The organism is Ensifer sp. ENS07 (assembly GCF_014852185.1).
GTDB classification, from domain to species: Bacteria; Pseudomonadota; Alphaproteobacteria; order Rhizobiales; family Rhizobiaceae; genus Ensifer; species Ensifer adhaerens.
Window position 1 is genome coordinate 229,021 of the sequence record NZ_JACVBE010000008.1, and the last position, 13,006, is coordinate 242,026.

Annotated in this window: 12 protein-coding genes; 4 read left to right on the plus strand and 8 right to left on the minus strand. The window is 64.4% G+C overall.

Annotated features, from left to right (window positions below):
* Window positions 1-6: 6 nt before the first annotated feature.
* A complete protein-coding gene (locus IB277_RS38225) occupies window positions 7-579 on the plus strand; it encodes an ABC transporter substrate-binding protein (RefSeq protein ID WP_371813664.1) in 573 nt (190 codons plus the stop codon).
* Between the two features lie 45 nt (window positions 580-624).
* Here the strand turns inward: IB277_RS38225 and IB277_RS23520 are convergent, their stop codons facing one another.
* The 4 genes from IB277_RS23520 to IB277_RS23535 all read right to left on the minus strand — a co-directional run bounded on the left by IB277_RS23520 (window position 625) and on the right by IB277_RS23535 (window position 3,305).
* Window positions 625-1,134, minus strand: a complete 510-nt coding sequence (locus tag IB277_RS23520; protein ID WP_060519972.1) for a DoxX family protein — start codon at window positions 1,132-1,134, stop codon at window positions 625-627.
* Between the two features lie 4 nt (window positions 1,135-1,138).
* A complete protein-coding gene (locus tag IB277_RS23525) occupies window positions 1,139-1,915 on the minus strand; it encodes a DNA-binding domain-containing protein (RefSeq protein ID WP_060643982.1) in 777 nt (258 codons plus the stop codon).
* Window positions 1,916-1,928: 13 nt separating this feature from the next.
* Window positions 1,929-2,855, minus strand: coding sequence for a DUF692 domain-containing protein (locus tag IB277_RS23530; protein ID WP_246812805.1), 927 nt, complete (start codon window positions 2,853-2,855; stop codon window positions 1,929-1,931).
* 126 nt (window positions 2,856-2,981) lie between these two features.
* On the minus strand, window positions 2,982-3,305 hold the full coding sequence (locus IB277_RS23535; RefSeq protein ID WP_034790329.1) for a DUF2282 domain-containing protein: 324 nt from the start codon (window positions 3,303-3,305) through the stop codon (window positions 2,982-2,984).
* Between the two features lie 207 nt (window positions 3,306-3,512).
* On the opposite strand from IB277_RS23535, the gene IB277_RS23540 reads away from it, so the two are divergent.
* Window positions 3,513-4,049, plus strand: coding sequence for a sigma-70 family RNA polymerase sigma factor (locus IB277_RS23540; RefSeq protein WP_192371939.1), 537 nt, complete (start codon window positions 3,513-3,515; stop codon window positions 4,047-4,049).
* Window positions 4,050-4,051: 2 nt separating this feature from the next.
* Window positions 4,052-4,690, plus strand: a complete 639-nt coding sequence (locus IB277_RS23545; protein WP_060585739.1) for an NrsF family protein — start codon at window positions 4,052-4,054, stop codon at window positions 4,688-4,690.
* Between the two features lie 254 nt (window positions 4,691-4,944).
* On the opposite strand, the gene IB277_RS23550 is transcribed toward IB277_RS23545, so the two are convergent.
* Window positions 4,945-5,727 (minus strand): DeoR/GlpR family DNA-binding transcription regulator, encoded by a 783-nt coding sequence (locus tag IB277_RS23550; protein WP_371813659.1) that lies wholly within the window; start codon window positions 5,725-5,727, stop codon window positions 4,945-4,947.
* A gap of 248 nt (window positions 5,728-5,975) precedes the next feature.
* Here IB277_RS23550 and IB277_RS23555 point away from each other — a divergent pair, with 248 nt between their 5' ends.
* Window positions 5,976-9,275 (plus strand): autotransporter domain-containing protein, encoded by a 3,300-nt coding sequence (locus IB277_RS23555; RefSeq protein ID WP_192371940.1) that lies wholly within the window; start codon window positions 5,976-5,978, stop codon window positions 9,273-9,275.
* Window positions 9,276-9,363: 88 nt separating this feature from the next.
* Here IB277_RS23555 and IB277_RS23560 read toward each other — a convergent pair whose 3' ends face one another.
* The 3 genes from IB277_RS23560 to IB277_RS23570 form a co-directional block, all read right to left on the minus strand.
* Entirely contained in the window at window positions 9,364-10,026 is a 663-nt protein-coding gene (locus IB277_RS23560) for a histidine phosphatase family protein (RefSeq protein WP_192371941.1), read from the minus strand.
* Window positions 10,027-10,114: 88 nt separating this feature from the next.
* Window positions 10,115-11,215, minus strand: coding sequence for an ABC transporter ATP-binding protein (locus tag IB277_RS23565; RefSeq protein ID WP_192371942.1), 1,101 nt, complete (start codon window positions 11,213-11,215; stop codon window positions 10,115-10,117).
* A 14-nt stretch (window positions 11,216-11,229) separates the two neighbouring features.
* Complete coding sequence (locus IB277_RS23570; protein WP_112983758.1) at window positions 11,230-12,939, minus strand: iron ABC transporter permease; 1,710 nt, start codon at window positions 12,937-12,939, stop codon at window positions 11,230-11,232.
* Window positions 12,940-13,006 lie beyond the last annotated feature (67 nt).

The following is a 13,006-nucleotide window of genomic DNA, read 5'->3' on the forward strand; positions in this document are numbered from 1 at the left end:
GGCCGCATCGGCACCTACGACCTGCGCCAGTCCGGCATCGGCTATCTGCTCGCCTACCTCGATGCCCAGCAGGCCTCGACGACCTACGGCCGCCTGCTTGAAAGCCTCAGCCGCGCCGAAGCCGTGCTGCGCTGCTGCAACAATGCGGTGTTGTCTGAACTCGACAGCGGTAACGTCTATATCGGCTACAACATCCTCGGCTCCTACGCCTATGCCGCGGCGCGACGTAACGGCAAGCTCAGGATCGTGCTGCCGCGCGACTACACGCTGATCCTCAGCCGCGGCGCCCTGGTTCCGACGGGCGCCAAGCGCCCCGAGCTTGCCGGTCGCTTCCTCGATTATCTGCTGTCCGAACGAGGACAGGACGTGGCACGGGAGAAAGCGTTTTTCTTCTCGCGGAACGGCGCACTGCCGGCCGAGGTCGACGGACCCGAAAAACTGGTGGAGTCCGGGATCGGCCGGCCGATCCGGATCGGCCCGGCCTTGCTTGCCGCGCAGGACCGGCTGCAGCGCTCCCGGTTCATTGACGACTGGACCAAGCTGATCGTCGATACTCCGGTTCGGCTGCGCCCGGATTGAAGGGCGCTGCCTGCGGTCAAAGCAGGCGCCGGGATCGCGCGCGGCCTATCGCTCGCCCTTGCGCCAGGCGCACAATGCGTGGTCGAGCGACAGCCTCCCGGGACCGGAGGCCATCAGCGCGAGCGCCATGGCAGCCCAGGTGATGTGGATGGGCCAGCCGTCCGGTACGGTCAGCTGCACAACAATCGTCATGACCAGCAGCCCGAGGGCGGCAAAACGCGTTCCCAGGCCGAAGACAAGCAAGATGGGAAGAATGATTTCCGCCGAACCGGCGGCAAAGGCCGTCACGGCGGGAGCCGGATAGGGATAGGGGCCGCCGGGTAGATGCAGCCGGAATTCCGAGCTGAACAGCAGGACCGCCACGTCGTTCAATTGCAGGAACCCGTCCCACTTGCTCATGCCTGACCGAAAGAAGGGAACGGCAAGGCCGAAGCGCAGGACAAGCTGGGAGAGCCAGAGCGGCGCGAGCGCGCCGACGGCTCGGTTCGCCCGACGGGTCCATTGCGACAGATCGGCTGTATGGCCGTTTTGCGAAAATCTGGATGCGGACATCATGGTTTCATCCTCCGTGATGAGTTGCCGTAAAGGCCCCCGCTTCGAGCGCGGTGGCGATTGCGGCTGCGAGATCAAGCGTGGGGCATTGCGTGGCAGCATCCGCAGCAGCCGCGGCGAGGGGGATGCCTGCCAGCAGCCGCGAAAGCAGAAGATCGGCGCCGGGCGCGAGACGGCGAACGATGACCTCCAGGTCGGGGCGGGTGATCAGCGCGCTCTCCGCATCAGCCGTTTCGACACGCCCCACCGGCCCGCTCTCGCGGTTGACGGCAAAGATCGTGACGGCCGGATAATCGGAACGGACAAGCCTGGTCGCCGGATGCGGATCGAAGACGACGCCGCCGAGCTGCTCGGGCGCAATCAGGGAAAGTGCAGAAGGCGGAAGCGCCGGGGCGTCGGCGGCGTGATAGGCGTCGAGCCAGGCCCGTTCGATCCTTGCTACATCGGCAAGCCATGGCATGGATTGGGCATATTCGTAGCGGGCAATGAAACCCGGAAAGTCGCGGCCATATTCGAAGAGCAGCGGCGAGACTGGCGGTGTTTCGCGCACGTGAAAGCGGGCCATGGCGCGAAAGAAAGCTTCGCCGGTAATGCGTTCGGTCGCCGGGAAGGTCGCCGCCAGCGCTTCGATCAGGCTGACGGTGACGTTGTTGCGGTAGACATTGAAGCGCTTCACCGCCGCCTTGCCGTTCGGGCCGGCGACCAGAGCCGGCGTCGGCCGGTCAGGTGCGAGCAGCGGCGGCACGAAACCGGCGGCATAATTGCCGATGCGGTTAAGAGGCATGGGGAGCAACCCGTCAGGCGCGGACACGGATCTTCTCCCGCGATATCCGCTGCCCGTAGGCATCGAGGATCGTCTGCGCCGCCGTGGCCTCGCGTTTCAAGACCGGCCAGTCCGGAATGGCACTGTCCCACTCGATCAGCGTCGGGATGGCGCCGACGCGGGCGATGACGATGTCGTAGAGTTTCCAGACGGCGTCGGCAACCGGCCCGTCATGGCTGTCGATCAGGAGCAGGTCGCCTTCGTCGTCTTGCTGCTCCGCATGCCCGGCAAGGTGGATTTCTCCGACATGTTCAAGTGGGAAGTCATCGAGATAGGCAAGCGCCGAATAGCCCTGGTTGGTGGCGGAAACGAAGACATTGTTGATGTCTAGCAGCAGCCCGCAGCCGGTGCGCTTCACCAGTTCGCGGATGAACGCCGTCTCGCTCATCGTCGAATCCTGGAAGGTGACGTAGGTCGACGGGTTTTCGAGCAGCAGCCGGCGGCCGATCGCGTCCTGGACCTCGTCGATATGATCGGATACGCGGGCAACGGTGGCCTCGGTGTAGGGCAGCGGCAAGAGATCGTTGTAGAAGGTGGTCTCGTGGGTCGACCAGGCGAGATGTTCGGAGACGAGGGCCGGTTCATAGCGGTCGACCAGTGCCTTGAACCGGCCCAGGTGCGCTCTGTCGAGTGGCTGTGGGCCGCCGATCGACATGCAGACACCATGCAGAGACACCGGAAAATCCTGGCGAATGCGGGCGAGCGCCGCATGCGGCGGTCCGCCGGCACCCATGTAGTTCTCCGCATGAATTTCGAAGAAGCCGCCGCAGGCATCATCGGCAAGGATCGCCTGGAGGTGCTGATGCTTGAAGCTCGTTCCGGCGAGCCCGGTGATTTCGTGTTTCGGCAGGTGAGGACCTACCGGGGCAAGTCTGCTGCCGTCGTCCGTTGATGTGCGCATTGCCAATCCCGTCATAATCCTGAGACCCTGGATGGCGGGTGGGAACGTCCCTGGACCGCTACCCCTCGAAAACCGAGGCGGAACGGGACGCGATCGCCCCGCGTCCCGTTCCTGAATTGCGATCGATCAGGACGGCATGTCGCGCGAAAGCGCCTCGGGCGAACCCATGCGGCCGTCGGGCAGCTTCATCGTCGTGCAGGTGCCGCCGTCGACGAATTTCCAGGCATTGCCCTGATAGTCGACGGTGGATGTTGCCTGGCACGTCGTGCCCGGGCCGGCGGCGCAATCGTTCTGGCCCTTGAGCGCGACGCCGAAGCATTTCTCCTTGCCGGCATCCATGGCGGACTTGACCTGCGCTTCAGTCAGTGGGCTCGCAACCGCGAGCGACGACAGGGCGGCGGCGACCGCGCTTGCCAGCATTGCGCTGCTGATCGTGGACTTCATGGACATCATATTATCTCCGTGTTGAACTGTTCCCGTGCGTCCTGTCTGAGGCGCACATCGGGTCTTTCGCCGCGGCGACACCGGGCGTTACATAATGTTGGCAACACGCTTTCGTGATGGGCTCGCGAGGTCGGTCTGAGCAGACAGCGGCCGCGAATTTGAGATAGCCGTGTAACAAACGCCGGGAATCGGCGAATGGGAGGAAAGGCGCGGGTGAGCGGCGCGGACGACGAACATCTCGCAAGACTTCTCCGCGCGGCTGTGGCCGGCGACGAAAAAGCCTATGCCGTCTTCCTGCGGGACGCAGCGCAGGCGATCCGTGGCTGGGCCCGACGTTGGACCATCGGCGGAGGCGTCGATGCCGAGGACGTCGTGCAGGAGGCGCTGCTGGCAGTGCACGTCAAGCGCCACACCTGGCGGGAGGATGCGCCGGTCATCCCGTGGCTGCATGCCATTGCCAGGCACAAACACGTCGATGCCGTGCGTCGTCAGGCTCGCCGCCCGACGGTCGGCATTGAGGGGCTTGAAGACACGCTGGCAAGCGTCGAGACGGAAAAGGCCAGGGATTGGGAAATCGGCCGGGCGCTGGAAGGGCTGGCACCTGGGCAGCGCTCAGTGGTCAACGCGATTTCGATCGAGGGTTTCACGGTGGCTGAGACGGCGCAGAAACTGGACATGAATGAAACGGCGGTTCGGGTGGCGCTTCACCGAGGCCTTGCTGCAATCGCCCGCCGATTTGGACGAAACTGACCATGGACACGAACGACCTCATCAAGGCTCTCGCAGCCGACAATCGGCGACCCGGCCTGCCGATGAACACCGTATGGTCCGGCGTCGCCATCGGCGCACTCGTCCTTGCCGGTGTCGTGTTCTCGATCCTGCTCGGGCCGCGGCCGGATATCGCCGCTGCCGCCGAGACGGTGCGGTTCCTGTTCAAATTCGTGGTCACGATAGCGCTCGCCGCGGCCGCTTTTGCGGCCATGCGCGTTGCCGCATGGCCCGACGCGGATCCGCGCAAGCTGATCCCCTACCTTGCCGTCGCGCCGGCGCTCGTTGTCGGCGGCGTGTTGCTCGAGCTTCTTGCGGTGCCATCCGATACCTGGACGACGAAACTCGTCGGAACCAACTATCTCGTCTGCATGACCTTCATTCCGCTGATCGGCGTTGCGCCCTTGGCGCTGTTCCTTCTCGCACTGCGCCATGGCGCCCCGTCGCGTCCCGGGCTTGCAGGCGCCCTGGCAGGGCTCGCAGCCGGCGGCATCGCCGCGACCTTCTACGCGGCCCACTGCCCGGACGATTCACCGCTTTTCGTCGCGACCTGGTACACGATCGCGGTCCTCATGCTGACGGTGCTTGGGGCGTTGGGCGGCCGCTGGGCGCTTCGCTGGTAGGGCCGGCCATATGAGCCTTCGCCGGCGTTCAAAACAAAAAAGGCCGGCAATGCCGACCTTTTCCCGCTCGCTGCGTCACACTGCCAGTACATCCGTGGTCAGCGTTTGCGCGCGAACTACGCCCGGAGCCTTCGGTTGATCATGTCCGTCAGGCTCCACGGGCAATTTCCTGATGCCTATGTGCGGTGCCGCACCCAAGGTTTCAAGCCCCCGGCAAGAGATCGCCGCGGGCTTCCATCGCTTCGGCCCTTACACTAGCAATGAATGCTGACGCCGTGTTCGCGCAGTAGGGAGACGAGACGCTCCTCCGGCAATTCATTGGTTACCAACGCATCGATATCGGCAAGCGAAGCCAGACGCACCAGCGCACGCCGGCCAAACTTGCTGCTGTCGACGGCGAGGATCACCCGCTCGGCCTGGCGCATCGCGGCCGAGACGGCGGCGACTTCGGCATGGTCGTCGTCGCCGATATCGCCGTCCTGATCGATGCCGCTGACCGAGATGACGGCGACGTCGAATTTGAACTTGCGGATATAGTCGGCGGTCTCCTCGCGAAACACGCCGGCATCCACTTGCCGCACGAAGCCGCCGGGCACCGCGACGGCAAAGCTGCTGCTTTCGCTGAGCGTGGTTGCGACGCGCAGACTGTAGGTGACGACACGAAGATCGCGGCGCTTGAGCAGTCCGCGCGCCACCGCTTCGCAGGTCGTGCCGGTGTCGAGGAAGACGGCAGCGCCGTCGGCAACAAGCTCGGCGGTCAGTTGCCCGATGCGTTCCTTCACCTCCGCGTTGTCGATGCGCCGCTGGCGGTAGATGTTGGGATCAACCGGAGTCGCAATGGTCGCGCCGCCGTGCAGGCGCCGCACCTTGCCCTCCTGTTCGAGCGCCATGATATCGCGCCGTGCCGTCTGGGTGGTGACGCCGAACAGGCCGGTGATCTCCTCGATCGAGATATAGTGGTTCTTCTCGAGGTGGCTGAGAAGCTGCGCCTGCCGGCGCGTCTTCTTGTCCCCATCCGAAATATCCCGATCGTCCATCACCCTCATCCTGATTGCCCCTCAGCACGCTTTGCTACCATAGGGCCGACGCCGATCTCCAAGGAAATCAGCGCAGCACCTATGGGCCGCGCGAAATTTTATGGCGCCCCATGAAATGTTGTAAAACTGACATTTGACTCGCTTAATGTCCGTAATCGTACATTTCAGTGAACTCTTCCGCACATCAATACCATCGCCATGAAGGTCTTGTGACGGAGCGTGTTCGCATCGCGACATTGGAGCAAGATATGAGACAACGTGGACACCACCTCCGCGGGGTGCGGGCTTTTGCGCGCCTTGCGCAACCGTTGCGCCTGGCGACGGCGATCCTTCTGTGCGGAACGAGCCTGACGCTCTCGGCGGCCGAGGCGCGCGCCGCCGACGACAGCATGAAGATCCTGACGCTCAACACCTGGCTGGACCGCTTCAAGGCCAACCCGAGCGTGATGTCGGACTTCTTCATAAAGGGAAACTACGACGTCCTGACCTTCCAGGAGTTTCGCGCCAACAGCACCTACGCCCGTGACATCCCGGGCATCCTGAAGAATGCGGGCCTTGGCACCTACGCGACGCGTCAGGACAGCGATACCGGCGTGTTCTCGCGTCTCCCCGGCACCTTCGGCGCCAGCACGCTCGGCGACATCGTGACCTACACGGTGGTCGACCCTACCGTCAGCAAGCCGCAGGTGGTCGTCGGCACCACGCACCTCAACTATTACGACCCGCCGACGACCCGCATCAACGAAGCCAAGGGCATCAATCAATGGGCCAAGTCCGAGACGCGGCCCATCATCCTCACCGGCGACTTCAACGCCGGCGACGTCTCGGAGCGCGGCCTGCATTCTGTCAGCCAGCAGGAATTGCTGCTGAAAACCTACGTCAAGAACCCGACCAACAGCTTCTACATGAGCCTGCTGCGCGACTATGCAAAAGACCAGCAGAAGCTGGACGCCTATATCGCCGAGTGGAAGGGCAAGGGTGCTTCGGCGATCAACGCCTCGACGGTTCCCTCTGGCCTCTTTGCCGACGAGATGTATCCGGTTGCCGGCAACCTGCCGCAGACGATGAACATCCTGAAGAAGCAGTTCCAGATCTTGCAGCTTCCAAACGAGCGCGAGCAGTTCTCGCCGCATGGCTTGAACGACGGCAGTGTCACCTGGCCGTCGCACGGCGAAGACGCCACCAACACCTGGGCAAGCTGGCACCGGGTCAAGATCGATCACTTCTTGGCGTCGCGTCCCTTCGGCAAGTGGTGGACGCTGGCCGACGATCCGAAGGATCCCTATTCGGGCGTCATCACCGACGTCAGCTACGTGACCAATCCGGATGGATCGAAGACGCCGCTTTCGGACCACGAGCCGGTCGCCCACACGGTGCGCTGGGTCGGTCCGGTGCTGCAGAACTACACGGATCCGGCGACAGCGACGGCCAGGACCCGGATCGTCTGGGGCGATGAGGCATCGACCTTCGCCGAGAAGGGCAAGGTCTTCAACCTTAGCCGCAACAACATGCGCAACGACGTCTATCTCGGCCAGATCGCCGACGAGAACGGCCTGCCAATTCTGGCCGGTCTGACCGACCAGGAGAAGAAGACGCTGCTTGATTGCAAGAGCAGCGATCCGCGCTTCCAGCAGGCGATCCGCGACTATTGCATCGACGATCATTCGTTCATCGGCGAAACGCTGGTGACCGACGGAGGTACCGTTGTGGTCGAAGAGGACGCTGCGCTTGGCAGCGCAGCAGCGAAGCTGAGGCTCGATGGCGGGGCCCTCAGGATCGCCGGTCGCGACATGCATCAGATCAACCGCGATATCGTTCTCGAAGGTGCCGGTGGCGCGCTCGACGTGGCGGACGCCGCCAACGTGGTTGCCATCAACAAGGCGATCAGCGGCAGCGGCGGTCTCACCAAGCTCGGCGCCGGCGCACTCGTGCTTAACGGCCAGAACACCTATACCGGCGCGACCGTGGTCAAGTCCGGCCTGCTTTCGGTGCAAGGGTCGATCGCCTCGTCATCGGGCCTGACCATCGAAAAGGACGGCGCCATCGGCGGCATCGGGACGTTCGGCAGCATCACGATTGCCGACGGCGGCGTGATTGCCCCCGGCAATTCGATCGGCACGCTCAACGTTGCCGGAGATATCAATTTTGCAGCGGGCTCGACCTATGAGGTCGAGGCCAACGACAAGGGCGAGAGCGACAAGATCGTCGCGTCAGGCAAGGCGACGCTCAACGGCGGCTCTGTCCTGGCGCTCGCAGCCAATGGCAGCTATGCGCCGCAGACCAACTACACGATCCTGACGGCGGCCGGCGGCGTGACCGGTACCTTTGCCGACGTCGCATCGAGCCTCGTCTTCCTCGATCCGACGCTCGGCTACGACGCCAACAACGTGACGCTGACACTCAGCCGCAACGACATCCGCTTCGCGGATGTCGCGGAAACCGCCAACCAGCGGGCAACGGCGATCGCCGCTGAAAGCCTCGGCTTCTCCAATGCAGCCTATTCGGCGCTCACCAACCACGACCGCGCGCAGGCGCGTTTTGCCTTCGACCAGCTCTCGGGTGAAATCCATGCCTCGACCAAGGGTATGCTGCTGCAGGACGGCCTGCTCCTGAACGCTGCAGCCACCAACCGCATCCGCGCGGCTTTCGGCGATGACAGCACCAAGGCGACGCCAGTGCTCGCCTATGGCGAAGGCGGCATTGAAAGCGTTGCGGCCGATACGGACCGCTTCGCCTTCTGGAGCCAGGCCTTCGGCATCTGGGGCGATACGGATGGCAACGGCAATGCGGCGGGCTTCCAGCGTAACGTCGGCGGCTTTCTCATGGGCGCCGATGGCCTCGTCGGCGACAACTGGCGCGCCGGTCTCTTCGGCGGCTACAGCCGCTCGTCCTTCGATGTGGTCGACCGTCATTCCTCCGGGGACAGCGACAACTACCACATCGGTGCCTATGCCGGGACCGGGCTTGGCGCGCTGTCGCTGACGGCGGGTGCGACCTATAGCTGGCATCGCATCGAAACGACGCGCAGCGCGTCCTTCGGCGGTTTCGACGACAGCCTGTCGGCGACCTATGACGCCCGCACCGCCCAGATCTTCGGCGAGGCGAGCTATGCCGCGAGTGCCGGTCGCTTCGATTTCGAAGGCTTCGCCAATCTCGCCTATCTCAACCTCGACACGGACGGTTTCCGTGAAAAGGGCGGGGCAGCGGCGCTCTCCGGCCGCTCGAACAACAACGACACGACCTTCACGACGATTGGCGTGCGCACCTCGACCGACGTTTCTTTCGGCGAAACGGCGGCGGTTCTGAGCGGCACCGTCGGCTGGCGCCATGCCTTCGGCGATGCCGTGCCGACCTCCACGCTTGCCTTTGCCGGCGGCCAGGGCTTTACCGTCGGCGGTGCGCCGATTGCCCGGGATGCGGCACTCGTCGAAGCGGGCATCGACTTCAAGATCGCTCCGGCCGCGACCTTCGGCGTCAACTACACCGGCCAGATCGCCTCAGGCGTTTCCGACCACGGCGTCAACGCCAAGCTGAAGGTGAGTTTCTGAGGCGGCAACACATCGCTCTGAACATCGAACGCCGCGCATGGTTTTCATGCGCGGCGTTTCTTCGGGTTGGTTGCGGCGGCCTTGTCGATCAGATCCAGACGGTCCTTCCTGCGCCATCGCAGCCAAGGGCGCGCAGGATGTTGAGGGGCACGTCGAGCATGGTCTCGCGACCTGCGGTCAGAAGGAACGAGGCGGTCTGCGGCTCGCGATAGGCAAGAATCTCGTCGCGCGAGGCGGCGGTGTAGATGCCGCGCAGGGCCCTGAGGCAACCGCTATGGGTGACGACGACATGGCGGCGGCCGCGGTCGAGCGTGTCGAGCCAGGCCTGAAGGCGCGCTGAAAGCGCAGTCCGGCTTTCGCCGCCCGGCATCGAATGGTCGAACGGGTCGGCGCTGTGCGCATCGTACTGATCGGCAAGATCGCGCTCGATCTCGTCATGGGCCAGCCCCTCCCAGGCGCCATAGGAGCGTTCGGCAAGGGCAGCCGCCTCGGCAAAACGATCGAAGGGGATCGACCAGGTGTCGGCGAGGATCGATGCGGTCTGGCGGGCGCGGCCGAGCGGGCTCACCCAGAAGGTCAGGTTCTTTTCCTCGTCGGCGATCCGTTCGGCAAGGCGCAGGCCGACGGCGAGTGCCTGGCGCACGCCATTGGCGGTCAGCGGCGTGTCCTTGCGGCCCTGCAGGCGGCCGGCGACGTTCCATTGGGTTTCGCCGTGGCGGATAAGGATGAGGCTTGGAAGATCTCTTTTCATGCGGAACTCGGGTGTCAGCGATCTGGCGCTGCTTGAAATGGGGAAGCTCGCGCCCGCCGGCGAGACCGGCGGACGCGCGTCGTATGCTCTAGTGGGCGAGCCATTGCGCCGACGACGGCTTGAGGCCGAGCGTCGTCGTCGCGCCGGGTTCGAGAAGCGCGTCGCCGGAATGGAACGGCGCGTCGATCAGCACCGTCGCCGCCCCAATCCTGACACCGTAGCGCACGGTCGCGCCGAGGAATTCGCGATGCGCAATGATGCCTTCGAGCGCGACGGCGCCCGGCTCGAGGCTGCCGATCGTCGCATATTGCGGCCGGAAGACGAGTTTGGCGCCTGCTGGCACATCGGTGCCCGCCGGGATCGGGATGGAGCCGCCGCCAACCACCTCGAAGTTCCTGCTGGCACCGCTGCCTGCCACCTTGCCGTCGAGGATATTGGCGGTGCCAAGGAAGTTGGCGACGAACAGATTGGCTGGCTTCTCATAGAGCCCCATCGGCGTTCCCACCTGCTGGATGCTGCCCTCGTTGAAGACGGCGATCCGGTCGCAGACCGTGTTGGCCTCTTCCTGGTCGTGGGTGACGAAGATGGTTGTCAGCTGCAGCCGCTGCTGCAGCTCGCGCAGTTCGCGCCGGACTTCGACGCGCATCTTGGCGTCGAGGTTGGACAGCGGCTCGTCGAGCAACAGCACCTTCGGCTCGATGGCGATGGTGCGGGCGAGCGCCACGCGCTGCTGCTGGCCGCCGGAAAGCTGCGACGGGCGGCGATCAGCGAGGTGCTTGAGGCCGACGAGGTCCAGCGCCGCCTTGACCCGACGGTCGACCTCGGCGCGTGGCAGGCGCCGTTCTTCAAGGCCGAAGGCGACATTGGCGGCGACGGTCATGTGCGGCCAGAGCGCGTAGGACTGGAACACCATGCCGATGTCGCGCTTCCATGCGGGCATGTCGAGCACGTCCTGTCCGCCGATCACCACCTTGCCCTGGCGGGCTTCGTTGAAGCCGGCGATCAGCCGGAGAAGCGTGGTCTTGCCGCAGCCGGACGGGCCGAGAAAGGCGAAGAATTCCCCCGGCTGTATTTCGAGATTGATGTTCTTCAGGACGTGCAGCGCGCCGTAGTAGAGATTGACGTCACTGATGCTGATCGCCTTGGCGGGGTCGGCGGCGAGTGCGGCGCTGTTGATGTTCACTGTCATTGTTTCCTCCCGAATTATTTTGCCGTCCCGAGCGCCTTCTGGCGGCGCTCGATGACGTAGTGGGACAGGAGCGTGCAGAGCGCGACCATGATCACGGCGATGACGCCGAGGGCCGCACCCGGACCGCGACCGGCCGGCGATTGCATGAAGACGTAGAGCCCGTAGGCGATCGGCGCGTCCGAATTGCTCTGGATCAGCATCAGCGTCGCCGAGAGCTCGACGGCGGCCGTCGAGAAGCTGGTGACGAAGCCGGCAAGCAGACCGCCGGTCATCAGCGGCAAGACGATGCGGCGGATGGTCCGCTGCTTGGTCGCGCCGAGGTTTTCGGCGGCTTCTTCGAGCGATTCCGACACCTGTTGCAGGGCGGCGTAGCAGGCCCTCAGCGCATAAGGCAGGCGGCGGATGGCAAGCGCCAAAACCACCATGACCCAGAGCGTTGCAAGCGGTGTACCGTCGGGCAGCGTGATGCCGTAGAAGGTCCGGAGATAGCCGATGCCGAGCACGACGCCGGGGATCGCGAGCGCTGCGGTGGCCGCCCAATCGAGCCAGCGGCGGCCGACGACCTTGGTGCGCAGCACCAGATAGGCGATGGCGCCGCCGATCACCACGTCGATCAGGCCCGCAAGGCTGGCGTAGATCAGTGTGTTCTTGATGTAGAGCGAGCTTTCGCCGAAGACGCGGCCGTAATGCGCAACGGTATAGGCGTCCGGCAGCGGGCTGAACGACCAGACGGTTGCGAAGGACAGCAGCAGCAGGCCGATGTGTGGCGAGAGCACCAGGAGAAGGATCAGAGCAACGACGCCATAGGCGATGACGCTTTCGCCGCGGCTGAGCTTGCGCCTGGAAAGGCCGCCGCCGCCTCGCTGCACGGTCGAATAGTCCTTGCCGCGCATGGCGACCGCCGAAAGCCACATGGCGAAGATCGAGACCGCGATGAGGATGACCGAGATAACGTAGCCCATCGGGTCGGTGAGGCCGACGGAGGTGACGCGGAGATAGGCCTGCGGCGCCAGCATGTCCTTGACGTTGAGGAGCAGCGGTGTCGCCAGATCGTCGAAGACCTTGACGAAGACGAGCGACGCGCCGGCGAGATAGCCGGGCATGGCAAGCGGAAAGACGATGCGGCGGAAGAGCCGGAAGCCGGAGGAACCGAGGTTCTGGGCAGCTTCTTCCATCGACCGGTCGATATTGCGCAGGCTGGTCGACAGGTTGATCAGGATGAAAGGGAAATAGTGCAGCGACTGCACGAAGATGACGCCGTTCAGCCCCTCCATGAAGGGGATGCGGAGGCCGAACCAGTCGTTCAAGAGCAGGTTCACCGTGCCGTTGCGACCGAAGAGAAGCTGCATCGCCACCGCGCCGACGAAGGGCGGCATGATCAGGGGCACGAAGCCGAGCGTCTGGATGATGAGCGAGCCGCGGAAGTCGAAGCGGGTCGTGAGCACCGCGAGCGGCAGCGCAATGGCGCTCGCCCAGACGACCGACATGCCGGACACATAGACCGAATTGAAGAAGGACCGGCGGAAGAGGTCGGTGTTGAAGAAGTCGATGAAGTTGACGATGGTCAGCGCACCGGTGCCCTTCTCGGTGAAGGCGGTGTAGATGACAGTGCCGGCGGGGATGACCAGGAAGATCGCCAGGAACAGGGCGATCACCGAGACCGCCAGGATCTGGCCTGGTTTGGCCGCGGCGGGCCTGATGGGAACGGAAGCGACGAGCGCCATGGGGCAGACTCCGGAATGAGTTCGGCCAACCGGGCGCGCGCAAGGCGCGCCAGGGTCGGCGAAGCTA